General features: G+C 70.3%; 27 protein-coding genes and 2 riboswitches. Of the genes, 19 read left to right on the forward strand and 8 right to left on the reverse strand.

Translation table 11 applies throughout. The features are described 5' to 3' along the window. Nucleotides 1-44: 44 nt before the first annotated feature. From folP to ACIBK9_RS05660, 5 genes are read left to right on the forward strand one after another with little or no spacing between them, the layout of a single operon-like run. A complete protein-coding gene (gene folP / locus ACIBK9_RS05640; RefSeq protein ID WP_357975464.1) occupies nt 45-851 on the forward strand; it encodes a dihydropteroate synthase in 807 nt (268 codons plus the stop codon). Next, nucleotides 848-1,294, forward strand: a complete 447-nt coding sequence (locus ACIBK9_RS05645; protein WP_358291555.1) for a nuclear transport factor 2 family protein — start codon at nt 848-850, stop codon at nt 1,292-1,294. Before folP ends, ACIBK9_RS05645 begins: the two co-directional genes overlap by 4 nt. Next, the gene (folB, locus tag ACIBK9_RS05650; RefSeq protein WP_352358554.1) at nt 1,284-1,649 is read left to right on the forward strand and encodes a dihydroneopterin aldolase; all 366 of its coding nucleotides are present in this window, start codon (nt 1,284-1,286) and stop codon (nt 1,647-1,649) included. Before ACIBK9_RS05645 ends, folB begins: the two co-directional genes overlap by 11 nt. Beyond that, nucleotides 1,646-2,149 carry a 2-amino-4-hydroxy-6-hydroxymethyldihydropteridine diphosphokinase gene (gene folK, locus ACIBK9_RS05655; protein WP_352358556.1) on the forward strand — a complete coding sequence of 168 codons (504 nt, stop codon included), beginning with the start codon at nt 1,646-1,648 and terminating at the stop codon, nt 2,147-2,149. Before folB ends, folK begins: the two co-directional genes overlap by 4 nt. Next, nucleotides 2,146-2,601, forward strand: a complete 456-nt coding sequence (locus ACIBK9_RS05660; protein WP_352358558.1) for a DUF3180 domain-containing protein — start codon at nt 2,146-2,148, stop codon at nt 2,599-2,601. The genes folK and ACIBK9_RS05660 overlap by 4 nt, the downstream gene beginning before the upstream one ends. On the opposite strand, the gene ACIBK9_RS05665 is transcribed toward ACIBK9_RS05660, so the two are convergent. Continuing rightward, a complete protein-coding gene (locus tag ACIBK9_RS05665) occupies nt 2,598-3,665 on the reverse strand; it encodes an acyltransferase (protein ID WP_364332656.1) in 1,068 nt (355 codons plus the stop codon). The two genes, ACIBK9_RS05660 and ACIBK9_RS05665, sit on opposite strands and share 4 nt — an antisense overlap. Continuing rightward, the gene (locus ACIBK9_RS05670; protein WP_358291564.1) at nt 3,662-4,807 is read right to left on the reverse strand and encodes an NADH-quinone oxidoreductase subunit D; all 1,146 of its coding nucleotides are present in this window, start codon (nt 4,805-4,807) and stop codon (nt 3,662-3,664) included. Before ACIBK9_RS05670 ends, ACIBK9_RS05665 begins: the two co-directional genes overlap by 4 nt. A 123-nt stretch (nt 4,808-4,930) precedes the next feature. Here ACIBK9_RS05670 and ACIBK9_RS05675 point away from each other — a divergent pair, with 123 nt between their 5' ends. After that, a complete protein-coding gene (locus ACIBK9_RS05675; RefSeq protein ID WP_397155428.1) occupies nt 4,931-5,614 on the forward strand; it encodes a DoxX family protein in 684 nt (227 codons plus the stop codon). A gap of 3 nt (nt 5,615-5,617) precedes the next feature. On the opposite strand, the gene ACIBK9_RS05680 is transcribed toward ACIBK9_RS05675, so the two are convergent. Next, nucleotides 5,618-6,913 carry an aminotransferase class V-fold PLP-dependent enzyme gene (locus ACIBK9_RS05680; protein ID WP_397155430.1) on the reverse strand — a complete coding sequence of 432 codons (1,296 nt, stop codon included), beginning with the start codon at nt 6,911-6,913 and terminating at the stop codon, nt 5,618-5,620. Nucleotides 6,914-6,959: 46 nt separating this feature from the next. Further along, nucleotides 6,960-7,075: riboswitch (SAM riboswitch) on the reverse strand. A gap of 75 nt (nt 7,076-7,150) precedes the next feature. On the opposite strand from ACIBK9_RS05680, the gene ACIBK9_RS05685 reads away from it, so the two are divergent. Beyond that, on the forward strand, nt 7,151-8,350 hold the full coding sequence (locus ACIBK9_RS05685) for a cytochrome P450 (RefSeq protein ID WP_358291568.1): 1,200 nt from the start codon (nt 7,151-7,153) through the stop codon (nt 8,348-8,350). Here ACIBK9_RS05685 and ACIBK9_RS05690 read toward each other — a convergent pair. Further along, nucleotides 8,334-9,296, reverse strand: coding sequence for an SAM-dependent methyltransferase (locus tag ACIBK9_RS05690; RefSeq protein ID WP_387671518.1), 963 nt, complete (start codon nt 9,294-9,296; stop codon nt 8,334-8,336). The two genes, ACIBK9_RS05685 and ACIBK9_RS05690, sit on opposite strands and share 17 nt — an antisense overlap. Nucleotides 9,297-9,490: 194 nt before the next feature. On the opposite strand from ACIBK9_RS05690, the gene ACIBK9_RS05695 reads away from it, so the two are divergent. From ACIBK9_RS05695 to ACIBK9_RS05715, 5 genes are all read left to right on the forward strand, one after another. Further along, on the forward strand, nt 9,491-9,715 hold the full coding sequence (locus tag ACIBK9_RS05695) for a chaplin family protein (protein WP_352358570.1): 225 nt from the start codon (nt 9,491-9,493) through the stop codon (nt 9,713-9,715). A gap of 334 nt (nt 9,716-10,049) precedes the next feature. Beyond that, the gene (locus ACIBK9_RS05700; protein ID WP_352318630.1) at nt 10,050-10,940 is read left to right on the forward strand and encodes a DUF2520 domain-containing protein; all 891 of its coding nucleotides are present in this window, start codon (nt 10,050-10,052) and stop codon (nt 10,938-10,940) included. A gap of 22 nt (nt 10,941-10,962) precedes the next feature. Continuing rightward, nucleotides 10,963-11,796 carry a pantoate--beta-alanine ligase gene (gene panC / locus ACIBK9_RS05705; protein WP_397155434.1) on the forward strand — a complete coding sequence of 278 codons (834 nt, stop codon included), beginning with the start codon at nt 10,963-10,965 and terminating at the stop codon, nt 11,794-11,796. Between the two features lie 84 nt (nt 11,797-11,880). Further along, entirely contained in the window at nt 11,881-14,406 is a 2,526-nt protein-coding gene (locus ACIBK9_RS05710; RefSeq protein ID WP_397155436.1) for an L-aspartate oxidase, read from the forward strand. Nucleotides 14,407-14,409: 3 nt separating this feature from the next. After that, a complete protein-coding gene (locus ACIBK9_RS05715) occupies nt 14,410-15,192 on the forward strand; it encodes a type III pantothenate kinase (RefSeq protein WP_352318636.1) in 783 nt (260 codons plus the stop codon). 65 nt (nt 15,193-15,257) lie between these two features. On the opposite strand, the gene ACIBK9_RS05720 is transcribed toward ACIBK9_RS05715, so the two are convergent. Further along, entirely contained in the window at nt 15,258-15,734 is a 477-nt protein-coding gene (locus ACIBK9_RS05720) for a hypothetical protein (protein ID WP_397155438.1), read from the reverse strand. Nucleotides 15,735-15,882: 148 nt separating this feature from the next. Between ACIBK9_RS05720 and lysX the strand changes: the two genes are divergently transcribed. Then, nucleotides 15,883-17,364, forward strand: coding sequence for a bifunctional lysylphosphatidylglycerol synthetase/lysine--tRNA ligase LysX (gene lysX / locus ACIBK9_RS05725; RefSeq protein ID WP_352358581.1), 1,482 nt, complete (start codon nt 15,883-15,885; stop codon nt 17,362-17,364). A 47-nt stretch (nt 17,365-17,411) separates the two neighbouring features. On the opposite strand, the gene ACIBK9_RS05730 is transcribed toward lysX, so the two are convergent. Then, nucleotides 17,412-18,341: an NADP-dependent oxidoreductase gene (locus ACIBK9_RS05730; protein WP_397155440.1), complete on the reverse strand. Its 930-nt coding sequence runs from the start codon at nt 18,339-18,341 to the stop codon at nt 17,412-17,414. Between the two features lie 79 nt (nt 18,342-18,420). Between ACIBK9_RS05730 and ACIBK9_RS05735 the strand changes: the two genes are divergently transcribed. After that, on the forward strand, nt 18,421-18,819 hold the full coding sequence (locus ACIBK9_RS05735) for a winged helix-turn-helix transcriptional regulator (RefSeq protein WP_387672192.1): 399 nt from the start codon (nt 18,421-18,423) through the stop codon (nt 18,817-18,819). On the opposite strand, the gene ACIBK9_RS05740 is transcribed toward ACIBK9_RS05735, so the two are convergent. Further along, nucleotides 18,809-19,912: a cytochrome P450 gene (locus ACIBK9_RS05740; protein ID WP_397155442.1), complete on the reverse strand. Its 1,104-nt coding sequence runs from the start codon at nt 19,910-19,912 to the stop codon at nt 18,809-18,811. The genes ACIBK9_RS05735 and ACIBK9_RS05740 overlap by 11 nt on opposite strands. Before the next feature lie 278 nt (nt 19,913-20,190). On the opposite strand from ACIBK9_RS05740, the gene ACIBK9_RS05745 reads away from it, so the two are divergent. Next, nucleotides 20,191-20,403, forward strand: a complete 213-nt coding sequence (locus ACIBK9_RS05745) for a LuxR C-terminal-related transcriptional regulator (protein ID WP_132597751.1) — start codon at nt 20,191-20,193, stop codon at nt 20,401-20,403. Nucleotides 20,404-20,475: 72 nt separating this feature from the next. Here the strand turns inward: ACIBK9_RS05745 and ACIBK9_RS05750 are convergent, their stop codons facing one another. Beyond that, nucleotides 20,476-21,519 carry an NlpC/P60 family protein gene (locus ACIBK9_RS05750; protein WP_397155444.1) on the reverse strand — a complete coding sequence of 348 codons (1,044 nt, stop codon included), beginning with the start codon at nt 21,517-21,519 and terminating at the stop codon, nt 20,476-20,478. A gap of 6 nt (nt 21,520-21,525) precedes the next feature. Then, a riboswitch (cyclic di-AMP (ydaO/yuaA leader) is annotated at nt 21,526-21,677 on the reverse strand. 287 nt (nt 21,678-21,964) lie between these two features. Between ACIBK9_RS05750 and ACIBK9_RS05755 the strand changes: the two genes are divergently transcribed. The 4 genes from ACIBK9_RS05755 (at nt 21,965) to ACIBK9_RS05770 (ending at nt 25,623) form a co-directional block, all read left to right on the forward strand. After that, the gene (locus ACIBK9_RS05755) at nt 21,965-22,534 is read left to right on the forward strand and encodes an amino-acid N-acetyltransferase (protein WP_358291588.1); all 570 of its coding nucleotides are present in this window, start codon (nt 21,965-21,967) and stop codon (nt 22,532-22,534) included. Between the two features lie 85 nt (nt 22,535-22,619). Beyond that, nucleotides 22,620-24,170 (forward strand): RDD family protein, encoded by a 1,551-nt coding sequence (locus tag ACIBK9_RS05760; protein ID WP_397155447.1) that lies wholly within the window; start codon nt 22,620-22,622, stop codon nt 24,168-24,170. Between the two features lie 106 nt (nt 24,171-24,276). Next, on the forward strand, nt 24,277-24,765 hold the full coding sequence (locus ACIBK9_RS05765; protein WP_397155449.1) for an RDD family protein: 489 nt from the start codon (nt 24,277-24,279) through the stop codon (nt 24,763-24,765). Between the two features lie 525 nt (nt 24,766-25,290). Next, nucleotides 25,291-25,623, forward strand: a complete 333-nt coding sequence (locus ACIBK9_RS05770; RefSeq protein ID WP_125641669.1) for an Lsr2 family protein — start codon at nt 25,291-25,293, stop codon at nt 25,621-25,623. The last annotated feature ends 578 nt before the right edge of the window (nt 25,624-26,201 follow it).

Below are 26,201 nucleotides of genomic sequence, written 5' to 3' on the forward strand. Positions count from 1 at the left end.
GCGTGCCCATCAACGTGCCGGGCGGCACGGAGCGGTGCCTCGTCATGGGCGTGGTCAACGTGACCCCCGACTCCTTCTCCGACGGCGGCCTGTGGTTCGACGAGGAGGCCGCCGTCCGGCACGGGCTCGACCTGGTGCGGGAGGGCGCCGACATCGTCGACGTGGGCGGTGAGTCCACCCGTCCCGGCGCCGCGCGGGTGTCGCTGGAGGAGGAGCTGGCCAGGGTCGTCCCGGTGATCCGGGCGCTCGACGCCGAGGGCGTGGCCGTCAGCGTCGACACGATGCGCGCCGAGGTCGCCAGGGCCGCGGTCGAGGCGGGCGCCAGGCTCGTCAACGACGTCAGCGGCGGCCTGGCCGACCCCGAGATGCCGCGCGTGGTCGCCGCGACGGGAGCGCCCTACGTGGTGATGCACTGGCGCGGCCACAGCCATGACATGGACAGCCGCGCCGTCTACGCCGACGTCGTGACAGAGGTGCGCGAGGAGCTCAGCAAGCGGGTCGATCTCGTGCTGGCCGAGGGGGTGTCCCCCGAGCAGATCGTGCTCGACCCCGGCCTCGGCTTCGCCAAGAACGCCGAGCACAACTGGGCGTTGCTGGCCGGCATTCCGCAGCTCGCCGAGCTGGGATTCCCGCTGCTGATCGGGGCCTCGCGCAAGCGGTTCCTCGGGCGGCTGCTGGCCGGCCCCGACGGCGCGCCCCGCCCGTTCAGCAGGAGCGACGACGCAACGCTGGCGGTCACCGCGCTGGCGGCTCAGGCGGGGGCCTGGTGCGTGCGCGTGCACGAGGTAGGTCCCAATGCCGATGCCGTGCGCGTGGCGGCCGCATGGAAGAGAGCCGGAGCAGGCACATGAGCGTCGACACTGCCGCGATCGAGACGGTCAACGAGGAGTTCTACACCGCGATCGAGAGCGCCGATCTCGACAAGATGACCGAGATCTGGGCCGAGGACACCGCCGACGACCAGGTGAGCTGCGTCCATCCGGGCTGGACGTTGCTGACCGGCCGGTCGGAGGTGCTGCGGTCGTGGGCGCTGATCATGGCCAACACCACCTACATCCAGTTCGTGCTGACCGACGTCAACACCACCGTGCTGGGCGACGTGGCCGTGCTCACCTGCGTGGAGAACATCCTGACGGCGGGCGAGGAGGGTGAGTCCAGCTTCGCCGCGGGAAAGGTGGTGGCGAGCAACGTCTACATCCGCACCGCGCAGGGCTGGCGGTTGTGGATGCACCACGGCTCCCCGGTGCTCCAGGGAGACGACGACGAGGACGAGGAGGGCGAGCTTGAGGTCTGACCGCATCGCTCTCAAGGGCCTGCGGGCCAGGGGCAGGCACGGCGTGCTGCCCGCCGAGCGGGAGCTCGGCCAGGAGTTCGTGATCGACGCGACGTTGTTCCTCGACACCGCCCCGGCGGCGGCCGGCGACGACCTCACCAAGACCGTCCACTACGGCGAGCTGGCCCAGGCGCTGGTCGAGGTGGTCGAGGGCGAGCCGGTCGAGCTGATCGAGACGCTGGCCCAGCGGCTGGCCGACGTCTGCCTGGCGAGCGAGCTGGTGCACAAGGTCGAGGTGAGTGTGCACAAACCGGCGGCGCCGATCCCGCTGCCGTTCGACGATGTGATCGTGACGATCGAGCGGAGCCGCGCATGAAGGCCGTCCTCGCTCTCGGCAGCAACCTGGGGGAGCGGTTCCAGACGTTGCAGGGAGCCATCGACACGTTGTTCGACGCCCCTGGCCTGGAGTTCGTCAAGGTGTCCCCGGTCTACGAGACCGACCCGGTCGGGGGGCCGGGCGGCCAGGAGCCGTACCTCAACGCGGTCGTCGTCGCCGAGACCGCGCTGCCGCCGCGCACGTTGCTGGAGCGGGCGCTGGGCGTGGAGAACGCGTTCGGCCGGGTGCGTGCGGAGCGGTGGGGGCCGCGTACGCTCGACGTCGACCTGATCGTCGTGGGCGAGACCGTGTCCGACGACCCCGAGCTGACGTTGCCGCATCCCCGGGCCCACGAGCGGGCGTTCGTGCTGGTGCCCTGGTCGGTGATCGACCCGGAGGCCACCGTGCCGGGCCGGGGCCGGGTGGCCGACCTGCTGGCCGAGCTCGACCGCCACGGCGTGCGCCTGCGTGACGACCTGAAGCTGCAGAGGCCCGATTGAAGCCGACGCATCCCGGCCGGCTGGCCGCTCTCCTGCTCGTCGTCGCCCTGGTCGTCTGGGCGGCGGTCCGGCACTTCTACTCCGACCTGCCCATCATGCCCTGGACGGCCATCCCGACCGTGCTGCTGCTCGCCCTCGGCGAGGGTTACAGCGGATGGGTGACCAAGGCCAGGATCGCCAGGAAACCCGACACCAAGCCGGTCGAGCCGCTGGCGGTGGCCCGGCTGGCGGCGCTGGCCAAGGCGTCGGCGTACGCGGGGGCGGTGTTTGCGGGGATGTTCGCCGGGTTCGCCGCGTACACGCTGCAGATCTTCGACCGGGAGACGCCGCGCTCGGAGTTCTTCGTGGCGGCCGGGTCGTTCGTGGCGTGCGTGGTGCTCGTCTGCGCGGCCCTGTACCTGGAACACTGCTGCCGGATCCCGAAGGACTCCGACGAGCGCAAACCCGACTAGCGGCGGCGGCCGAAGAGGTAGATGACCGGCAGCGTGCAGATCAGCGGCCCGACGATGGCGATCGGCCGCTCCAGCCACCACTTCAGGTCGGGCGGGATCTTCGTGCCGAGGTTGCCGAACAACCACCACGACAGCCCTAAGGCGATCGCCATGCCGGTCGTGTGGAACAGGAACAGCGGCAGGGCGTAGCGGTTGATGAAGGAGTTGGCACGGGCCCAGCGGGGGCGTTCGAGCACGCGTTCCATGGCCGGGCGCAGCACTTCCACCAGGCCGATCTGGAAGATCAGCAGGGCGACGATGACGAACGTGGGCGGCGCCATGTTCGACCACTTGTCGCCCGGCACGCCCACCATCGAGCCCGGGTAGATGCCCGAGTAGACCAGGCCGATCAGCGCGAACAGGCCGGTCCACAGGATGCCGACGTCGTACCGGCGGGGCAGGACGACGATCCGGTCGTAGAAGAAGCCCGCCTGGTGGGCCAGCCCCCAGACGATGATCATGTTGAGCCAGCCGGCCCACTCGAAGCCGTAGCGGAAGCGCACGACGTCGACGACCAGGGCCGAGCCGCCGAGCCAGATGAGGGCCAGCACGTCGTAGCGCCTGTGCAGCCACAGGGCCACCGGCAGCAGCGCGATCAGCACCAGGTAGACGCCGAGGAACCACAGCGGGCTGAGCACGAGCAGCACCACCCGCCACATCCACTCCACGTGGAACGCCCAGGTGACGATCGCCCCGACGGAGATCCACACGCCGCACAGGAACAGCGCGGGCAGGGACAGCGCGCGGATGCGCCGCCAGACGAACGCCCCGATGCCGACGCCGCGCGCCTGGGCCCGGTTCCAGGACAGCAGGTGCACGTGGCCGCCGACGTAGAAGAACAGCGGCAGCACCTGGAGCAGCCAGGTCAGGATCCACAACCCGGAGGTGAAGCCGAGCGGGCTGGTGGGCTCGGGCCCGCTGGGCTTCCACTCCAGGATCGTGAACGCCCAGTGCCAGACCACCACGACGATGAGGCTGAGGGCGCGCAGCCAGTCGACGTACTTGTCGCGTTCGGGAGTGCTCACTTGTCGATGTCACCCACGACGAAGAACATCGAGCCCAGAATGGCGATCATGTCGGCCACCAGGTTCCCGGGCAGCAGCTCGCGCAGCGCCTGGACGTTGCCGAACGACGCCGAGCGCAGCTTGAGCCGCCACGGCGTCTTGTCGCCCTTGGAGACCAGGTAGTAGCCGTTGATGCCGAGCGGGTTCTCGGTCCACGCGTACGTGTGGCCCTCGGGCACCTTGAGCACCTTCGGCAGGCGCTGGTTGACGGGCCCGGGCGGCAGCTCGCGCAGCCGGGCGACGCACGCGTCGGCCAGGTCGAGGGAGACCTTGAGCTGCTCGAACAGCACCTCGAACCGGGCGTGGCAGTCGCCGTCGCGCCGGGTGACGACCGTGACCGGCAGCTCCCCGTAGGCCAGGTACGGGTCGTCGCGCCGCAGGTCGAAGTCCACGCCGGAGGCGCGGGCGATGGGGCCGCTGACGCCGTACTGGAGGATCTGCTCGCGGGTCAGCACGCCGACGCCCTTGGTGCGGGCGAGGAAGATCTCGTTGTTCAGGATGAGGCCCTCGATGTCGGGCACCCGGCGGCGGGTCTCGGCGACGGCCGCGGCGACCCGGTCGAGCCAGCCGAGCGGCAGGTCCTCCTTGAGGCCGCCGACCCGGTTGAACATGTAGTGCATGCGCCCGCCGGAGATCTCCTCCATGACGGCCTGGATGCGTTCGCGCTCGTTGAAGGCGTAGAAGACGGGGGTGATCGCGCCCAGTTCGAGGGGGTAGGAGCCGAGGAACATCAGGTGGTTGAGCACCCGGTTGAGCTCGGCCAGCAGCGTACGCGCCCATACGGCCCTGACCGGCGTCTCCATGCCGAGCAGCCGTTCGGCGGCCAGCACGACGCCCAGTTCGTTGGCGAACCCCGACAGCCAGTCGTGCCGGTTGGCGAGCATGATGATCTGGCGGTAGTCGCGGACCTCGAACAGCTTCTCCGCGCCCCTGTGCATGTAGCCGATGATCGGCTCGGCCGCCTCGATGCGCTCGCCGTCGAGGGTGAGCCGGAGCCTGAGCACGCCGTGCGTGGAGGGATGCTGGGGGCCGATGTTGAGGATCATGTCCTCGGTCGCCAGCTCCTTCGCGCCGGCGCCGATCCCGACCACGCGTTCCGTCATAGGGCCCATGCTGCCACCGTCCCACGGGGTGATCCAGCGTGGGGGATGGTCAAGGAATCGTATGGCAACGCATCCCGAAGCCAGACATGGGGATCAATACCGGGAACGGGGGGAGAAAGCACTGTGAAGAGAGTCCTGTTTGATGTGGCGGCCCTGATCTCCCGGGTGGTACTCGGGGTGATCTTCGTGGCGCACGGCTGGCAGAAGTGGCAGGGCGGGCTCGGTGCCGCGGCGGGGCAGTTCCGGGAGATGGGCGTGCCCATGCCCGAGTTGTCGGCCGGATTCGCTGCCATCGTCGAGCTGGTCGGCGGTGCCCTGCTGATCCTCGGCCTGCTGGTCCGGCCGGTGGCGTTGCTGCTGCTCATCGACATGATCGGCGCGATCGTCTTCGTGCACGCGGGCCACGGGGTGTTGTCGCAGGGCGGGGGCTGGGAACTGCCGGGCGCGCTGGGTGCGCTGTCCTTGATGCTCGCCGCGCTGGGTGGCGGCCGCATCGGGCTCGACGGCATCTTCCACTCGACGTACCGCCGTCGCAGGGAACGCCAGATCGCCGAGGACGACCTCGCCGCGCACCGCCCGGCCCGGCGCGCCGAGCCGACGACGGTCGTCACCGAGGGGCCGGCCACGCAGGTCGGGCCCGAGGGCGGCCCGACGACGCCGGCCCGGCCCGAGGGCGAGGTCGAGCAGCCCAACGTGCCGCGGCAGCCCAACGCGCCGCGCCCCGGGCACCTCAACGACGAGGACATGCGGGACATCGACGCCCTGGTGTCCGACGAGCCGCATCAGCAGAAGCCGCCCAACCGCTGAGCGTCAGCGGCTGACCAGGTCGCGCAGGGCCTCGACCAGGCGGTCGACGTGCTCCTGCGTGCTGCCGATGCCGATGGAGGCGCGTACCGCCGAGGCGGTGCCGTCCTCGCAGCCGCCGTCCGAGGCGCCGAGCAGGTGGCGGACGAACGGGTGCGCGCAGAACTTGCCGTCCCGCACGCCGATGCCGTACTCGCCGGACAGCGCCTCGGCCACCTCGCGGGCCGAGTAGCCGTCCACGACGAACGACACGATCCCCACCCGCGGGTGGTCCTCGCCCCACAGCGACAGCTCGCGCACCCCGTCGATCGACGCCAGACCGGTACGCAGCCGGGCGATCAGGCGCTCCTCCGCGCGCACCAGCTCCGTCCACCCCGTGGCGGTGAGCGCGTCGCAGGCGGCGGCCAGGGCGATGGCGCCGAGCACGTTGGGGGTGCCGGCCTCGTGGCGGGGCTCGGGGTCGTCGTGCCACTCGGTGGTCTCGCCGACCGAGCGCACCGCGCCGCCGCCCTTCAGGTACGGCTCGCCCGCCGCCAGCCAGTCACGGCGTCCGACCAGCACGCCGGCGCCGAAGGGCGCGTACAGCTTGTGGCCGGAGAAGGCCACGTAGTCCAGGTCGAGCGCGGTCAGGTTGAGCCTGCGGTGCGGGACGAGCTGGGCGGCGTCCACCAGGATCCGGGCGTCGTGCCGGTGGGCGATGTGGGCGAGGGCGGCGATGGGCCACAGCTCGCCGGTGACGTTGGAGGCGGCGGTGACCACGAGCAGCTTGGGCCCCTCGATCCCGGCCAGCGCCTCGTCGGCGGCGCGGACGGCCTCGCCGGGGAAGGCGGGCGGCGCCAGGCGCACGGACCGCTCCCAGGGCAGCAGCGAGGCGTGGTGCTCGGAGTCGAAGACGACGACGGTCGTGCCCTCGGGCAGGCAGCCGGCCAGCAGGTTGGTGGCGTCGGTGGTGTTGCGGGTGAAGATGACGGCGTCGTCCGGGCGGGCGCCGACGAAGGCCCGGACCGTGTGGCGGGCCTGCTCGTAGCGGGCGGTGGTGAGCTGGGAGGCGTAGCCCGCGCCGCGGTGGACGCTGGAGTAGGCCGGGAGCGCGGCGGCGACGGCGGCGCTGACCGGCTCAAGACAGGGGGCGCTGGCCGCGTAGTCGAGGTTGGCGTAGCTCACCAGCCGGCCGCCCTTGACCGGCACTTCGAGGTCGGCGCCGAGCACGGCGGGGATCGACCGACCGGAGGCGGCGGCAGGGGCAGGGGCCTCGGCGGCGGCCTGGGCGGGAACGGAGTTGAAGATCGTCAGCGTGGACACGGCACAGCTCCTCACGGGTCGGTCGGACCCCTGGGAGCAGCCACGGAGCCCGCGCTTGCCCGCCACACCTCGTGACGGACCAGGTCTTCACCCGGGGCACCCCGCCGCGGACGCGAGGGTTGCCGGCCAGCTAGCCGGGGCTTGTCGCTGGCACTCATGACCTACGACGGCACTATAACCGACACCCGGGCATGATTCGCAAGCTCAGCAGGTCAACCCGTCTCATAAGATGAAATCGTGCGCTTTGATCCCTGGAATCCGGATTTCGTCGTCGACCCTTATCCGGCGTACGACGAGCTGAGGCGCGAGGCGCCCGTCCGCTACTTCGAGCCGTCCAACCAGTGGCTGATCTCCCGGCACGCGGACGTGAACGCGCTGCTCAGGGACCGGCGGCTGGGCCGCGACTACACCCACGTCGCCACGCACGAGGAGTTCGGCCGGCAGCCCGCGCCGGAGTTCCAGGAAGCCTTCTGGCGGGTCAGCAGGAACGGCATGCTGGAGGTCGAGCCGCCGGACCACACGAGGCTGCGCCGGCTGGTGTCCAAGGCGTTCACGCCGCGCATGGTCGAGTCGCTGCGCCCGCGCGTCCGGGCCATCGCCGAGAGCCTGATCGACGCCTACGTCGAGAAGGGCGGTGGCGACCTGATCGCCGAGGTCGCCGAGCCGCTGCCGGTCACCGTCATCGCCGAGATGCTCGGCGTCCCCGAGCAGGACCGTCACCTGCTGCGCCCGTGGTCGGCCGACATGTGCGGCATGTACGAGCTCAACCCCAGTCTGGAGACCCAGCACCAGGCGGTGCGCGCGGCCGAGGAGTTCGAGTCCTACCTCAAGGACCTGGCCCGCGACCGGCTCGCGAACCCCGGCGAGGACCTGGTCAGCGCCCTGGCAGCGATCCCCGAGCTGACCCTCGACGAGCTGGCCGGCACCTGCGTGCTGCTGCTCAACGCGGGCCACGAGGCCACGGTCAACGTCACCGGCAACGGCTGGCGGGCCCTGCTGAAGAACCCGGGCGAGCTGGCCCGGCTGCGCGCCGACCGTTCGCTGCTGCCGACCGCCATCGAGGAGCTGCTGCGCTACGACACCCCGCTCCAGCTCTTCGAGCGCTGGGTGCTGGAGGACATCGAGGTGCACGGCGTGCGGATCCCGCGCGGCTCGGAGGTCGCCTGCCTGTTCGGCTCGGCCAACAGGGACCCCGAGGTGTTCGAGGACCCGGACCGGCTCGACCTGGGCCGTCCGGACAACCCGCACATCTCCTTCGGCGCCGGCATCCACTTCTGCCTGGGCGCGCCGCTGGCCAGGATCGAGCTGACGGAGTCGTTCACCGCGCTGCTGGACCGGGTCGGGACGATCGAGCTGCGCGCGGAGCCGGTCTACAAGCCGGGCTTCGTCATCCGCGGCCTGCGCTCGCTCGACCTCGACGTCACCGGCTCTGGCTGAGCCAGCCGAACCCGCCGAGCCCCGCCGGATCGATCAGCTCGCCCTCCTCCGACGCCCGCGCCAAGGCGCGCACGTAGCCGCGCGGATCGGTGCGGGCGAGGTCGACCGGCGGCCGGGCGCCGGTGAGGCCCAGCGCCCGCAACATGTCGCGCTGTGTGGACAAGGTTGTGGATATCGCGCCGGCCCGCCGCCCGGCCTCGGCGCACGCGTCGAGCGCGACGTGGGCGGTGATGTCGCAGGTCCCGTCGGGGATGGGCGTGACGACGGCGCCGTCGCGGTAACCGGTCAGCGTGCCACAGAGCGGTCGGTTATCCACAGGGTGTGCATAATCCACGGCTATCGCCCGGCCGCGGGCGAGGCGTACCAGAACGGAGGCCCAGGCGTCGTCACGGGGACGGCCGATCTCGGCTCGGGTGCCCACGTGCGGCAGCGGCCACCAGCGGTCGAGCCATTCGCGGTCGGCGGGCCGCAGCGGGCCGCCGAGGCGCTCCTCCCCGGTGCGGGTGTTGACCATGACCAGACGCGGGCCGCCGGAGGTCTGCTCGGCCACGTCGAGCGGGATGTTGTCGAGCCACTCGTTGGCGACGGCCAGCCCGGTGATGCTGGACGGCAGGCAGCGGCGCCACTCGATCTCGTCGGGCAGGCCCGGCGGCCTGGGTGACAGGTCGACGCACGTGACCCGGAGCCGGTCGCGCAGAGCGGGCTCGGCCAGGTCGAGGACGCGGCGGACCAGCACGCCCTCGCCGGAGCCGATGTCGACCAGGTCGAGCCACTCGGGGGAGCCGAGGTCGCAGTCGACCTCCGCCAGCAGGGCCAGGACCGCCTCGGCGAACACGGCCGAGGCCCCGACCGAGGTGCGGAAGTGGCCCGAGGGGCGTTCGCGGAGGTAGAAACCCTCCTCGCCGTAGAGCGCGCGCTCGGTCGCGGCGCGCCAGGTGAGCCACATGAGGCTGACTATCTCATGACTCCGGCCATCAACACGCTAAGTCATTGATTGACTACACTTGGTCGCTACATTGCGCTAACGTTTACGTACTGTCACCGAGCGACTGCGTTTCGCCCATCCGCGGTAAGCGGCGAGCCGGTTCGCTCCACCAAAGCATTGCGGCCTCCACGGCCGCATACTGAGAGGAGCCCCCCGTGAAGAAGACTCTGGTCATGGCAGGTGCCATTGCCCTGCTGGCGCTGGCGGCCCCCGCGTACGCCGACGACGTCACCCACGGCAACAACGGCATCCTGAGCGGCAGCCCGATCCACCTCCCCATCACCGCCGTCGTGCCCGTCTGCGGCAACAACATCGGCATCCAGGCCGTGCCGATCAACGGCTGCCAGGGGAGCCCCAACACCGCGGTCTACAGCCGCTGAGGCAGGGAGAGCCCGGACCGCTCGCGCGCGGTCCGGGCTCTGATCCCGGCCGGTCAGTCGGCGGATGACCGGTCAGCGCACCTCCAAGAGGTCGCATCCAGGCGGGCGTCGGGTTGTCAGGACTCGGCGCCCGTCGTCGTGCGTGGACCCCTCTCCTCATCTCTTTCGACAGGGGGTGCACGATTCGTATGCCCCTGTCGCATTTGTCGTTAACTCAACAGGCGGTAAAGCGGCGGACATGCCTGGCCGCGTTCGTCGGCCCGCGACATGTGCGCCGCCGCCCGCCGGTTACGCTGGTCGGCAGTGCCATCACGGTCGACAGGGGTGAGACGTCATGGACGCAGGTGATCGCCCGGCACGGCTGACCGTCGGCGTGCTCGGGGCGGGCAAGGTCGGCTCCGCGCTCGGCGCCGCGCTGGCGCAGGCGGGCCACCGGATCGTCGCCGCGAGCGGGGTCTCCGACAGGTCGCGGAGGTGGGCCGCCGACCGGCTCGGGGTCGAGCTGACGCGGCCCGACGAGGTGGTGGCCGCCGCCCAGCTCATCCTGCTGACCGTCCCCGACGACGCGCTGCCCGACCTCGTGGCCGGCCTGGCCCGTACGGGCGCCGACCTCCAGGGCAAGCTGCTCGTCCACACCAGCGGCGCGTACGGCCTGTCGGTGCTCGAACCCGCCGCCGGGGTGGGCGCGCTGCCGCTCGCGCTCCACCCGGTCATGACCTTCACCGGCCGCGACGACGACCTCAACAAGATCACCGGCATCTCCTTCGGCGTCACCGCGCCCGACCTGCTGCGGCCCGTCGCCGAGGCGCTGGTGATCGAGATGGGCGGCGAGCCGGTCTGGATCGCCGAGAGCGACCGCGCGCTCTACCACGCGGCCCTGGCCAACGCCGCCAACCACATGGTCACCCTCATCGCCGAGTCCGAGGAGCTGCTCGGGCGCATCGGCGTCGAGCACCCGGGCCGGATGCTGGGCCCGCTGCTCGGCGCGGCCCTCGACAACGTGCTGCGGCTGGGCATCGCCGGGCTGACCGGCCCGGTCGTCCGCGGCGACGCCGGCACCGTGCGCAAACACGTCGACGCGCTGATCCTGGCCGCCCCCGAGGCCGCCGACGCCTACATCGCGCTGGCCCGGCTCACCGCCGACCGGGCGCTGGCCGCGGGGCTGCTCAAACCGGAGGAGGCGGAGCGGCTGCTCGACGCGCTTGGGGGCAATATATGGACCTGACCGTCGGGTGTGGAGGGCAGCAATGGATCTGATCGTGGCCGGCAACCGGGACGACCTGGCGAAGGCCCGTGGCACGGGCAGCGTGGCGCTGGTCCCGACCATGGGCGCGCTGCACGAGGGCCACCGGTCGCTGATCAGGGCCGCCCGGGTACGCGCCGACCAGGTCGTGGTCAGCATCTTCGTCAACCCGCTGCAATTCGGTCCTAACGAGGATTTTTCACGCTATCCCCGTACGTTCGACGCCGATCTCGACGTGTGCCGGGAGGAGAGCGTGCACGTCGTGTTCGCGCCCTCGCCCGAGGACATGTACCGCCCCGACCGGCAGGTGAGCGTCTGCGCGGGTGAGATGGGCACGATCGTCGAGGGCGCCTCCAGGCCGGGCCACTTCGACGGCGTGCTGACGGTGGTGCTCAAGCTGTTCAACCTGGTCCGCCCCGATGTGGCGATCTTCGGCCAGAAGGACGCCCAGCAGCTCGCCGTCATCCGCCGCATGGTGGCCGACCTCGACCTGGCCGTCGAGATCGTCGGCGCGCCCACCGTGCGCGAGCCCGACGGCCTGGCCCTGTCCAGCCGCAACCGTTACCTGTCGGCGCGCGACCGCACGGTCGCGCTGGCCCTGTCCCGCGCCCTGCGGGCGGGCGCGGCCGAGCTCACCGCCGGCGCGATCCGGTCCACCGCCCGCGCGGTGCTCGACGAGGCCGGACCCGACCTCGACCTCGACTACCTGGCACTGGTCGATCCGGCCACGTTCAAGGAGGTCGACGACTCCTACGAGGGCTCGGCCGTGCTCGCCGTGGCGGCCCGGGTGGGCGGCACCCGGCTGATCGACAACGTCGTCCTGAGCCTTCGTCACTGATCCGTACGGTGCCCCCGGGGCATGTCCACGCTGCGGCAGGCGTTATCGTCATGGTGACGAAATCGCCTCAGTGAGGAGACCCCCATGAGTGCACCGGCGATTCCTCGGCGTCTGACGGCCCCCGAACCCGGCTGGACGGTCGAGGCGGACGTGGTCGTCGTCGGCTCCGGCGTCGCGGGCCTGACCGTGGCGCTGCGCCATGCCGAGCTGGATCCCGCGGCCAAGGTCCTGGTCGTCACCAAGGACGTGCTGTCCGCCGGGTCCACCAAGTGGGCCCAGGGGGGCATCGCCGCCGTGCTGGACCCGCGCGACACCCCCGACGAGCACCTGAGCGACACGTTGCTCGCCGGGGTCGGACTGTGCGACACCAAGGCCGTGCGAACCCTGGTGACCGAGGGGCCGGGCGCGCTGCGGCGGCTCATCGAGCGCGGCGCCCGGTTCGACCGCACCCCCGACGGCGAGCTCCAGCTCACCAGGGAAGGCGGTCACCGGCGCCACCGGATCGTGCACGCCGGCGGCGACGCCACCGGCGCCGAGGTGCAGCGGGCGCTGGTCGAGGCGGTGCGCGCCGGATCGATCGAGGTGATCGAGCACGCGCTCGTGCTCGACCTGCTCAAGGACGCCCGCGGCCGGGCCAGGGGAGTGACCCTGCACGTCATGGGCGAGGGCGCGCGGGACGGCGTCGGGGCGGTCCTGGCGCGGGCGGTGGTGCTGGCCACCGGCGGCATGGGCCAGGTCTACGCCGCGACCACCAACCCGGTCGTGTCCACCGGCGACGGCGTGGCGCTCGCGCTCAGGGCGGGGGCGGTCGTGCGCGACATCGAGTTCGTGCAGTTCCACCCGACCGTGTTGTGGCTGGGGGAGGGCTCGACCGGCCAGCAGCCGCTGATCTCCGAGGCGGTCAGGGGCGAGGGCGCCTTCCTCGTCGACCACGAGGGCAACCGGTTCATGCAGGGCGTGCACGAGCTGGCCGACCTGGCCCCGCGTGACGTCGTGGCCAAGGCGATCACCAGGGTCATGAGCGAGACCGGCCGCGACCACGTCTTCCTCGACGGCCGCCACTTCGGCAGGGACAAGTGGGAGAGCCGCTTCCCCACCATCTACGCCGTCTGCCGGGAGCACGGCATCGACCCGGTCACCGAGCCGATCCCCGTCTCCCCGGCCGCCCACTACGCCAGCGGCGGCGTCCGCGCCGACCTGTCCGGGCGTACCTCCATCGAGGGTCTGTACGCCTGCGGCGAGGTGGCCTGCACCGGCGTCCACGGCGCCAACCGGCTGGCCTCGAACTCGCTCCTTGAGGGTCTGGTCTTCGCCGAGCGCATCGCCGAGGACATCCACCGGACGCGTCCCGAGCCGGGCGAGCCGGTCGCCGGGCGGGCCGCGACGGGCCTGGTGGACCCCAGGGCCAGGCCCAGGATCCAGGCGCGCATGAGCGCCGGCGCCGGGGTGCTGCGCAGCCGCGCGTCGCTGCAGGCCACGTCGAAGGCGCTGCGCGACGCGCTCTGGACGCCGGTCGAGGTGCCCGCCTGCACCGAGTCGTGGGAGGCGAGCAACCTCCTCACCGTCGCCGCCGTCCTGACCGGCGTGGCGGCGGCCAGGCTGGAGACCCGCGGCTCCCACTGGCGCGAGGACCACGAGAGCCGGGACGACAATGAGTGGCTGGGCCACCTGGACGTGACCCTGACCGAGGAGGGCCTTCGCATGACGTACACCCCGCACGGCGAGGCGATGCCGCCGCGGCTGGCGCAGGAGCTGACCGCCGCCGGGCTCGACCCGGCCGAGGTCGACGCGCTGATCGACCGCGCGCTCGAAGAGGACCTGCAGGAGGCGGGCGACGTGACCAGCCTGGCCACGATCCCGGCCGAGCAGCGTTCGGCCGCCGACGTGGTGGCCCGCAAGGACGGCGTGGTGGCCGGGCTGGCCGTGGCCGAGGCGGTCTTCCTCCGGCTGGGCGCCGGCCGCGCCGAGCGGCGGGCCAAGGACGGCGAGCGGGTGGCGGCCGGCGACGTGCTGATGACGGTCGAGGGCCCGACGCGGGCCGTGCTGACCGCCGAGCGCACCGCGCTCAACCTGCTCACGCACCTGTCCGGGGTGGCCACGCTGACCGCCAGGTGGGTGGCCGCGATCGAGGGCACGCGGGCGCGGGTGCGCGACAGCCGCAAGACCCTGCCGGGTCTGCGGTCCCTGGAGAAGTACGCCGTGCGCTGCGGCGGCGGCGTCAACCACCGCATGTCGCTGTCGGACGCGGCCCTGATCAAGGACAACCACGTGGTGGCGGCCGGCGGCGTGGCCGAGGCGTACCGCGCGGTTCGGGAGCGCTTTCCCGAGGTGCCGATCGAGGTCGAGATCGACCGGCTCGACCAGCTGGAGCCCCTGCTGGACGAGGGCGCCGAGGAGATCCTGCTGGACAACTTCACGGTCGAGGACACCGTACATGCCGTACAAATCGTGAAAAGTCGGGCGAAAAACAGGGTTGCGCTTGAAGCGAGTGGGGGATTGACCTTGGAATCGGCTCGTGATGTGGCTGAAACTGGCGTTGACTACCTTGCGGTGGGAGCGCTTACCCACTCGGCGCCGGCCCTGGACATCGCACTGGATTTGCGGGGGTAATTGATGCTGCTCACGATCGACGTCGGCAACACGCACACGGTGCTGGGGCTGTTCGAGGGCGAGGACGTCATCGAGCACTGGAGGCTGGCCACCGACGCCCGCCGCACCGCCGACGAGATCGCCGTCGTGCTCCAGGGGCTGCTGGCCCAGTCACCCCTGCTCAAGGGCGCCGACATCAGCGGCATCGCCATCTGCTCGACCGTGCCGAGCGTGCTCAACGAGATGCGGGAGATGTGCCGCCGCTACTACGGCGACGTCACCGCCGTGATCGTGGAGCCCGGCGTGCGCACGGGCGTGCCGGTGCGCATGGACAACCCCAAAGAGGTGGGCAGCGACCGCATCGTGAACGCCCTGGCCGCCATCGACCAGTACGGCGGCCCGTGCATCATCGTCGACTTCGGCACCGCCACCTCCTTCGACGCGGTGTCGGCCAAGGGCGAGTACGTCGGGGCGGTCACCGCCCCCGGCATCGAGATCTCGGTCGACGCCCTGGCCGCCGCCGGCGCCCAGTTGCACAAGGTCGAGCTGGTCAGGCCGCGCTCGGTGATCGCCAAGAACACGGTCGAGGCGCTGCAGGCCGGCATCATCTACGGCTTCGCCGGCCAGGTCGACGGCATCGTCGAGCGCATGGCCGCCGAGCTGGCCGACGACCCCGACGAGGTGACCGTCGTGGCGACCGGCGGTCACGCGGCGCTGGTGGTCGGCGAGTCGCGCTCGATCGACGTGCACGAGCCGTGGCTGACCCTCATCGGCTTGCGCCTGATTTATCACCGCAATACCGCTTAGAACGTGACAAGCGGCCCCCGCTCGGGACGGGGGCCGCCTGTCGGTCGTGGTGTCGCCGGCGAGGGTCACTCGTTCTCGGCGCTGTAGAGCTCGCTCCAGGGGCCGCACTTGGTGGCGAAGACGCCCTGCTCGGGAACCTGGCAGACCTTGGCCCGCAGAGTGAAGACGTCGTTCTCCTCGAAGTGGAACTTCTTGTAGCCGGGGAAGCCGCAGTACTTCTTGGCGTAGACCGTGGACCAGTCGCCGTCGGAGTCCTCGGCCTGGAACTTCACGTACGCGCACTTGCCGCCCTCGTCGTAGTCGCGGTCGTCCAGGTCGTACAGCCGGCCGGTGACGTGGACCTCGTTGGAGTCCTCCTCGTCCCACTCGACGCTGACGTGACCCTGGGCCTTGGCCAGGTGCTGCTTGGCGTACACCGGGCCCCAGTAGTCGGAGTAGTCGTCGAAGTCGGCGGTGGTGGCGCTGGCGGCCGAAGGAAGCGACAGGGCCACGGCGCTGGTGGCGGCGATGGCGAGGATGCCCGTCGCGATCTTCTTCATCATGATCTCTCCCGGAGCTCCCCTCGGGCCGGCTCCTTGCCGGCTCCCCCCGGAGCTCGTGAGTCATTGGTACAAAAGGGTCCTTGCAGCGCCCCTGCAGGGAACCGTCACGAGCGCTTGCAGTTCGCCGTATCCCCTACGCTTTGTTGTTGTGAGCGAGGAACTTCCAGAGCAGATGCGCATCCGGAGGGAAAAGCTCGACCGCCTCCGCAGCGAGGGCGTCGACCCTTACCCGGTGAACTTCCCACGCACGGCGACCAACGCCGAGGTCAAGGAGAAACACCAGGGCCTGGAGCCCGACACCGCCACCGGTGAGACGGTGGGGGTCGCGGGCCGCGTCATGCTCAACCGCGTGGGCGGCAAGCTCTGCTTCGCCACACTCCGCGACGGCGGCGCCGACCTGCAGGTCATGATCTCGCTCGACAAGGTCGGCGAGGAGTCGCTGGCGGCCTGGAAGCGCGACGTCGACCTGGGCGACCACGTCGGCGTGACCGGCGAGGTCATCACCTCGCGCCGCGGCGAGCTGTCGATCCTCGCCGACAGCTGGCAGATCACCGCCAAGTGCCTGCGCCCGCTGCCGGAGAAGCACGTCGGCCTCACCGACCCCGAGGCGCGGGTGCGCCAGCGCTACGTCGACCTCATCGTCAACGACGAGGCCAGGAAGATGGCGCGGGTGCGCAGCGCGACCGTGCGCGCGGTGCGCGACTTCTGGCACGAGGAGGGCTACCTCGAGGTCGAGACCCCGATGTTGCAGCCCATCCACGGCGGCGCGACGGCCCGGCCGTTCAAGACCCACATCAACGCCTACGACATGGAGCTCTACCTCCGCATCGCGATCGAGCTCTACCTCAAGCGGCTGGTGGTCGGCGGCGTCGAGAAGGTCTTCGAGATCAACCGCAACTTCCGCAACGAGGGCGCCGACTCCACGCACAACCCCGAGTTCACCATGCTCGAGGCCTACGGCACCTACCTCGACTACAACGACATCGCCGACCTGACGCAGCGCATGTACCAGAAGGCCGTCGTGGCCGCCCTGGACACCACCGTGGTCGTGCACGACGGCGTCGAGATCGACCTCGGCCTGGAGAAGTGGCCGCGGGTCCGGCTCTACGACCTGGTGTCCGACGCCGTGGGCGAGGAGATCACCACCGAGACCACCCTTGAGGAGCTGCGGAAGATCGCCGATCGCCGCGAGGTCCACTGGGACGCCAAGTGGGGGTCGGGCAAGCTGGTCCAGGAGCTGTTCGAGGCGCTGGTCGAGCACACGCTCGTGCAGCCGACGTTCGTCATGGACTACCCGCTGGAGACCTCGCCGCTGGCCCGTCTCCACCGCGACAACCCGCTGCTGACCGAGAAGTGGGACCTGATCGGGTTCGGCACCGAGCTCGGCACCGGCTACTCCGAGCTCAACGACCCGATCGACCAGCGCCACCGGCTGGTGGAGCAGTCGCTGCTGGCCGCGGGCGGCGACCTTGAGGCGATGCAACTCGACGAGGACTTCCTGCAGGCCCTTGAGTACGCGATGCCGCCCACGGGTGGCATGGGCGCCGGCATCGACCGGATGATCATGGCTTTCACCGGCAAGAACATCCGCGAGACCATCCTGTTCCCGCTGGTCAAGCCCACCCACTGAGCCGCCGTCCGGCGCCCCGCGCAGGTGCGGGGCGCCGGTCCGGACGGTCAGGGCACCAGCACCAGCCGTCCGCGCAGGCCGCCCTCCGCCAGACGGGCGTGGGCGTCGGCGGCCTTCTCCAGCGGGTACGTCCCGGCCACCCGTAGCGTCAGCCGTCCGGCCTCGACCAGGCGCACCAGCTCGGCGAGCTGCCGGGCGTCCGAGCGGAACAGCACGGTGGCCACGTCCGTGCCGCGCAGCGCCACCGGCGCGACCCCCGACGCGAGCGCCACGAACGCTCCGCCGTCCCGAACGGCGTCGAGCGCGGGCAGGCCGAGCACGGCCGCGTCCACCACGGCGTCCACACCGCCGGGCACCTGCGCCCGTACGGCCTCGGCCAGGTCCTCCTCGCGCGGGACGAACCATTCCGCCCCGAAGCCGCGTACCAGCTCCTCGTCCGCGGCGCCGGCGGCGGCCACCACCCTGACGCCGCGCACGGCGGCCAGCTCCACCAGGTAGCCTCCGACGGCCCCCGCCGCCCCCGTGACCAGCAGCGTGCCGCCCGGCCCTACGCCGGTCCGGTCGAGCGCCTGCCAGGCGGTGAGCCCGTTCAGCGGCAGCGTGGCCGCATGGACGGGGCTTACGCCGCGCGGGGCGCGGGCCACCGCCGGGGCGTCCAGCACGACGTACTCGGCCTGCGCCTTGTACGGCAGCTCCAGCCGTGCGCAGAGCCCCACGACCTCCTCTCCCACGCTGAAGGAGGCCCCCGGGCCCACCTGGTCCACGGTCCCCGCGGCGTCGAAGCCGATCCCGTACGAGTCGAGCTTCCTGGCCAGCCCGTACGAGGCCAGGGCCCCGGACGCCACGGCCAGGTCGAAGGGGTTGACCCCGGCCGCGGCCACCTTGATCCGCACCTGGCCGGGCCCCGCCGTCGGCAGCGGCGCGGACACCAGCCGGGGAGCGCCGGAGCCGCCGATGAGTGCACGCATGTTCGTCATGCCGCGACCCTAGGAAGAGTTACTCTCTTTCAGTAAGTAGGCACCTGGAAGTGCGTAACCCACGGCGAGGAGTGAGACGGTGGCGACCACGACGGCGGCGCAGCGGCGTGACCAGGCGAGACTCGCCTTCGACGCCTACTTCGCCGAATGCCCTTCCCGCAAGCTGCTCGACCGGCTCAGCGACAAATGGGTCACGCTGGTGCTCAGCTCGCTGGCCTCCGGCGAGCGTCGCTACAGCGACCTGGCCCGGCACATCGCGGGGGTCAGCCAGAAGATGCTCACCCAGACCCTGCGCGGCCTGGAGCGCGACGGCCTGGTGGCGCGCCGGATCACGCCGCAGGTGCCGGTGCGCGTCGACTACGCGCTCACCCCGCTGGGCCAGAGCCTGATGCCGCTGGTCACCGCCATCAAGGCGTGGGCCGAGGAGCACATCGAGGACGTCGAGGCCGCCAGGGAACGCTACGACGCTACCGCCTGAGCCGCACCGGCAGCCGGGCCAGCCCGCGCAGCACCACGTTCTCCTTGTACGGCGGCTCCGGATCGGCGGCCTCCATCTTCGGCGCCGCCGCGGCCAGCGCCGACAGCGCGATCTCGCCCTCCATCCTGGCCAGCGTCGCGCCCAGGCAGAAGTGCAGGCCGAGCCCGAAGGCCAGGTGGCGGCCGGGCTCGCGGCCGGGGTCGAACCGGTCGGGATCGGCGAACGCGGCGGGATCGCGATTGGCCGCGCCGATCGGCACGAGCACGGCCGAGCCCGCGGGCACCGGCGTCCCGCCCAGTTCCCGGTCCTCCAGCGCGATCCTGGAGGTGAGCTGGACCGGCGGATCGAAGCGCAGCACCTCCTCCACGACCTCCCTCGGGCGCTCGGCGGCGAGGTGCAGCAGGTCGTGCTGCAGCAGGTTCAGCACGCCGTTCGCGATGAGGTTGACGGTGGTCTCGTGGCCGGCCACGAGCAGCAGCACGCAGGTCGCCAGCAACTCGGCCTCGGTGAGCTCCTCGACGTGTGCGAGGGCGCTCAGGAGGTCCTCGCCGGGACGCTCGCGCCGCCGTGCGATCAGGCGGCGGAAGTAGTCGCGGAACTCGTTCCTGGAACGCTCCGTTTCCGACATGAGGGCGTCTGTCAGCATCGGGTCAAGTCCGCGGGCAAGGGCCTCGCTCCATCCGCGGAAGCGGTCGTGGTCCTCCGGCGGCACCCCGAGCATCTCGCTGATCACCATCACCGGCAGCGGGTACGCGAAGCCGGAAATCAGCTCCGCCTCCTCCGGCAGCCGCCCGATCAGGTCGGCGGTGATCTCCTCGATCCGCGGCCTGAGGCGGGCCACCATGCGCGGCGTGAACGCGCGGCTGACCAGAGCACGCAACCGGGTGTGATCGGGCGGGTCCATGAGCAGGAACGACCTGCCGGGCTGACCTGCCTCTTCCTGTGCGGGAGGGGACGTTCCGTGACCGAACCCGGGGTCGCGCAGCACGGCCGCGCACAACTCGTACGTGGTCGCGACGAGCAGCCCGCCGCGCGTTCTGAAGATCGGCCCGGCGGCTCGCAGCTCGCGATATCGGACGTACGGATCGCGCACAAATTGCGGATCCGAGGGATCAAAACCCAGCACGTCGGTGGCGCTCATCGGAGGTGGAACCGGGCCGCCGAATTGATCATTTGGACCGTTCATAGCGGACCACGGCGTGCCAACATATGCGGAGTACGTCACATATAAGTGATCATGTCAATAGCACTGGTCAAGGGCGCCGATTGTCGCGCTTGACGACCTTTCCGCGATGCGTTTACCTTCACCGAGACGAGCGGCTTTGCTTCGCCTGAAAGGTCCGAGTTCTGCTGTTTGGGGGAGGGCTCCCGGTGGATGTGCTCACAGAAGGCGTTGAGCTGAGCCACGCGGATTTGGCGTTACTGGCCGAGCTGGCCAGGGGAGTGACGGTCGATCGGGTCGGCAGGCGGCTGGATATCAGCGGACGGACCGTACGGCGCAGGCTGAGGGGCATCTGCGACCGCATCGGCGTGGCCACGGCGATCGAGGCCGTGGCATGGGCGGCGCGCCGCCAGCTCATCTAGCGGCGCTCATCTGGTGGCGCTCATCATCCAGTGACGCTGGGCGAACCGGCGCTGGGGGAAGCGGCGCGCGGATCAGTCCGCGATGCGCACGCCGCCGGCGAACGGCCGCCCGCCGATCGGGGCGACCCGCACGACGTCACCCGTCCGCGGAGCGTGGACCATCATGCCGCCGCCGATGTAGATGCCGACGTGGTGCAGGTCGCTGTAGAAGAACACCAGGTCGCCGGGGCGCAGCTGGTCGCGGCTGACCTGCCTGCCGGCCGTCCACTGGTCGCCGGTGTAGTGGGGGAGCGAGATGCCCACGCGCTGGTAGGCGGCCATCACCAGCCCGGAGCAGTCGTAGGAGCGCGGCCCTTCGGCGCCCCACACGTACGGCTTGAGCTGCTGGGTGAGGGCCCACTTGACGGCCTGGGCGGCCTTGCCGTCGCCGATCACCGGCAGGTTGACGCGCACGGCCCGGGTGCCGGGACGGCCGGCCTCGCCGACGGCCCGCCGGTAGAGGTTGCTCTCGACCTTGGTGACCAGCTTGGTGATCTTCGAGCGCCTGCTCTCCAGGTCGGTGACGAGCTTCTGGACCTCGGCGATGCGGGTCTTGGCGCCGGCCCTGGCCCGCTCGGCGGCCTCCATGGCCCTGGCGAGCTGGTTGACCTCCTCGCCCTGCTGCTGTTCGAGCGCGTACGTGGTCGCGGCTCGGTCGAGGAAGGTCTCGGGGTCGCCGGACTGGGCGAAGGCCAGGGCCTTGTCCAGGCCGCCGGTGATGTAGGCGTTCTGGGCGAGCAGCGAGGCCCTGGCGCGCTTGGCGGCCAGATCGGACTCGCTGGTGGCCAGGATCTTCTGGGCGGAGTCGTTGGCCTTCTGGGCGGCCTTCAGCCGTTCGCGCTGCTCGTTGTACTGCTCGGCCAGCGTCTCGATCTCTTCGTGCAGCTTCTCCACCTGGTCGGAGAGCTCCGAGAGCGACGGCTTCGGGTCGGCGGCGGCGGAGCCGACGGGGACGGCGAACAGCATCGCGGCGACGGTGACGCCGATGACGCCGAGGCGGCGTGCGCGCCTGGCCTGCTCCTGGGGGCGGGCGTGCCTGCCCCCGGACTTCCCCGAGCGGTCGAACGTCCGCTTCACCAACCGAGCTCCTCTCATCGACGCCGGCCGGGTTAGCTGACGGGTTCGGGCCGGAGCAGCCCTACCGAGATGGTCGGATTCACCCCAAGTGGCGGCGCCAGGTGCTCGCCGCCGTTGGTTCCCCGGCTTCCCTTGCGGGAATTGGGCGTGTCTTTCCGCGCGCATTACGCGGAGAACATCGTCGCTGGACACTAATGCACTCCGGGTTCACGCTCAACCGGAACTGCCGAGTCTGTAGAGGTTTCACAACTGAAGGGTCACAAGGTGATCTCGTGGGTAGCCGTACGGAAGCAGGCTTCTGCACCTTTTGTCCAGCATTCGGGGTGCTGAGGTCTGGAGGAAAGCTCCAAGTCGGCCCGTGTTCACCTGACCACGGGATGTGATGAGATGCCCGAGACGTGGGATTTAGGGCCGAGCCGTAATGAGATCTGTACCCTGGAGAGCCATGGAGCAGGTGGCCGAAGTGGCAGTCCCCGAGACCGCGGTCGTGGTCAGGCGTGCGCGCACGCCCGACGTGCGTGCGATCAGGCGTCTCGTGGACACCTACGCGGGCGCGGGGCCGCGGCTCCTGGAGAAGGCCACGGTCACGCTGTACGAGGACGTCCAGGAGTTCTGGGTGGCCGAGCGGGGCGGGGAGGTCGTCGGCTGCGGCGCGCTCCACGTGCTCTGGGAGGACCTCGCCGAGGTCCGTACGGTGGCCGTCGATCCCGCGTGCCGGGGGCTGGGTGTGGGGCGGCGGATCGTCTCGGCACTCGTCCGGCAGGCGAAGGATCTGGGGCTGCGGCGTGTATTCTGTCTGACTTTTGAGGTCGACTTCTTCGCGAGGCACGGTTTCCGCCCCATCCAGGGCACACCGGTCTCACCCGAGGTCTACGCCGAGTTGCTGGCCTCGTACGACGAGGGTGTGGCGGAGTTCCTTGATCTGGAACACGTCAAACCGAACACCCTTGGCAACACCCGCATGCTGCTGCATCTGACATCGGGTGACGCGGACCTTGACCACTTGGAAAGGTGATTGTTGATACCTATGTCGATACGTTGGGCAGCACAGGCATGTGTCCTGACACGTGCCACATGCGCACTCGAAGCGAGGTGACACGGTGAGCACCGGACAGCCGCCGTACCCACAGGACGATTCCGGCGAGAACCCCGAGTACGGTCAGCACCACGGCCGTCGGCCCGGTGAGCCCGACCCGGACGTGACTGTGGTCGGCTACCGGGCGGACGATGCCTTCGGCCAGCCCCCATACGGTCAGCAGCAGCAACAGGGCTATGGCCAGCAACAGCAGTACGGCCAGCAACAGCAGCAGTACGGCCAGCAGCAGGGCTACGGCCAGCAGCCCCAGTACGGCCAGCAGGCCGCCCCGGGTCAGCAGGGCTACGGCCAGCAGCAGGGCTACGGCCAGCAGCCGCAGTCCTCCGGCCAGCAGTACACGCAGCCCGGCTACGGCCAGGAGGCCCAGTACGGCCAGCAGGCCGCCTCGGGTCAGCAGGGTTACGGCCAGCAGCCGCAGTCCTCGGGCCAGCAGTACACGCAGCCCGGCTACGGCCAGGAAGCCCAGTACGGCCAGCAGGGCTACGGCCAGCAGCCCGCCTCCGGCCAGCAGTACGCCCAGCCCGGCTACGGCCAGCAGGCCGCCTCCGGTCAGCAGGGCTACGGTCAGGAGGGCCAGTACGGCCAGCAGGCCGCCTCGGGCCAGCAGGGCTACGGCCAGCAGCAGGGCTACGGCCAGCAGCCGCAGTCCCTACCCGACTACAGCCAGCAGCAGGGCTACGGCCAGGACGCCCAGTACGGCCAGCAGGCCGCCTCGGGTCAGCAGGGTTACGGCCAGCAGCCGCAGTCCTCGGGCCAGCAGTACGCCCAGCCCGGCTACGGCCAGCAGGCCGCCGCGGGGCAGCAGGGTTACGGCCAGGAGGCCCAGTACGGCCAGCAGGGCTACGGCCAGCAGCCGCAGTCCGACTACGGGCAGCAGCAGAGCTACGGCCAGGACGCCCAGTACGGCCAGCAGGGCGGCTACGCCCAGCAGCAGTACGGCGACCAGCAGCAGTACGGCCAGGCATACGGCCAGCAGCAGCAGTCGCAGCCCTACGGCCAGCCCGGCTACGGCCAGCCCTACGGTCAGCCCGTCGGCGTGCAGCCTCCGGGCGCTCCGGCCCCCCTGGCGGAGTGGTGGCAGCGTCTGGTCGCGAGGATCATCGACGGCGTCATCCTCGGCGTCGTGAACTTCGTGATCAGCCTCATCCTGGGCCTGCTCGCGGTCGGTTACGACTCGGCGACCGGCCTGACCTCCGGCCTCCTGTCCGCCTTCGTCATCACCCTCCTGTCGTCGATCGTGACGACCGCCGTCTGGGTGTGCTACGAGTTCTTCCTGACGAAGATGAACGGCCAGACGGTCGGCAAGATGGTCATGGGGATCAAGGTCGTGCCCGTGGGCCAGGCCCTTCCTCCGGGCGGGCTCGCGTCCGACCTGGCGATCAAGCGCGCCGGCGTCACCTGGGGCGGCTACATCCTGAGCTGGATCCCGTTCCTCGGCCCGCTGCTCGCCTGGGCGTGCGTCGCGGTCAACGGCGCCTCGCAGCTGTGGGACAAGCCGCTGCAGCAGACGTTCGCGGACAAGTTCGCGGGCACGGTGGTCGTGAAGATCAAGTAATCCCGCGTCAGCGTAAAACAGGGGCCGGCTTCCCGCCGGCCTCTGTTTTGTGTGTGCGGGGCGTACCAAAATGGGGGGTACGACCGCCGACCGCGTGAGGTGGGATATGGCCGGGACACCGTCGTGGCCGGGCGCCGTGCCCGCGGAATGGTGGGAACGCCTCGCCGCCCGCTTCATTGAGGCGCTGGTCTTCGGGGTCTTCTATTACATTCTGTTCATCGCGCTGTGGGGCGCCTTCCGGACTGTCGGGATGGTCGAGGCGTTCGGCGGACGGCTCCCTGGGCTCTTGGCCTGGTTCCTGGGCGGCCTGTGTTATACGGCCTATGACTGGCGGGCCCATTGCCTGCGCCGGCGGACGTTCGGCCAGGCGATCATGAAGATTCGCCTGGCGCCGGACGACCTTCCGCGTGGCGCCCTGCTGAAACGGGCCCTGGTCTATCCCGGGCCTGTCATGCTGATGGGCATTCCGGTGGTCAATCTGCTGGCCGGAATGCTGCTGTTCGGCGTCGGGCTGCTCATCCTGATCGACAAGCCGTTGGAGCGCGGGCCGCATGACAGGCTGGCCGGAACGCGGGTGGTAAAAGATCTTCGTTGAGGCGTCCACACCTGGGAAGATGCCTTTTCGCAAAATTTTCCCTTGATCCGGTAAGGAGCCTGGAGAGACTGGCATTAGGCTATGGGACGTCCGGGTTGCCGGATGTCGGTGCCCCTGCTCCCTGAGGGCGACTGTGTGTGGCTATGGTCGGTTCCGGGTGAGTTGTCACCTAGGCGTCATGAGCGTCCGGCGTGCTCCCGCAGGTCCCGCAGGTCGCGCCGGGATGCGTATTTAGCGCCCCCGAAACCCTGCTAGCCCTGGAGGCGAGGACGAATGGAAGCCGTAACAGACGTATTGTCAGCGCTCATCCCCCCGGTCGTGGTCGGCGGCGCCTTCATCTTTGGCGCGGTGAAGTTGCTGCGATCGGAGGGCGCCGGACGACGGGCAAACCACCAGGATCAGGCCGAGAACCAGAACTGATCTGCCAGTCAGCCGAATCCCCGTAGCGCTGAATTGTCTCCGCGCCTTTCCGGGTATATGTTTGGGCGAGCGAATGAAACAATGCTCCGGGAAAGGATTGCGTAGATGGCCAAGCAGATCCAGGAGATTCTCATCGATGACCTCGATGGGGGCGAGGCCAATGAGACGGTCAGCTTCGCTATTGACGGCTCCTCCTATGAGATTGACCTCAGCGACGTTAACGCCAAGAAGCTGAGGGACGCACTCACGCCTTTCGTGCAGCACGCCCGCAGGGCAGGAGCCGTGTCCGCCCGTCGCCGTGGTCGCGGCGGCAACCGTGCGATGAGCCGCGAGAAGAGCTCGGAGATCCGGCAGTGGGCCAAGGCTCACGGCCTGCCGGTCAGCGAGCGCGGCAGGATCGCCTCCACCGTCGTGGAGAAGTACGAAGCGGCTCACTGAGCCTCGTCGAGAGAGCCATCTCCTGACCATGCGCTTATGCCGTTCGCCTAGGACCCCGGCGAGCGCCATAAGCGCATGATCGTTTTTGTGGGGAGTTCGTGAATCCCCGGACCACTTGTTGATCTTCTAATTCGCCCAAATGTGGGCGTATTGCTCGCTCGTGTCGCCGGACAAGGCGGCCGCGCGTGAGTGGAACGTGCCGGGCTTTGCGGCCGGCGTCCGTGTCAATTCCCGGGCGCCGCCGGGCTCGCCGCGTGTTGGCCGCCGTGTTCGCCGCCGTGTTCGCCGCACTGTTCGTCACCCGCGGCCGGAACGGGCCAATGCCGTCACCCGCCGCAATGTTCCCCTTCCCGGCTCCCGCGGCGTACGCGCAAAGCGGTGACGCTCCGCCGCACAATCGGGCAGCCGGTGCTTCCGGAAGCGCCGTCGCGAGCCCTGTTCCGGTACCGGGTACTTCCGTCTTCTTGCGGCCTTGTGCGGGGTTCTCAGGGCTTGTCGGTGCTTGTTCGAGCCTCTCTTCAGGCTTCTCGGTGGGGCGGGCCATGGATGACCGGCAAAACGTCGGCCTGCGGCTGGTG

Source organism: Nonomuraea sp. NPDC050227, from assembly GCF_044459705.1.
GTDB lineage: Bacteria > Actinomycetota > Actinomycetes > Streptosporangiales > Streptosporangiaceae > Nonomuraea.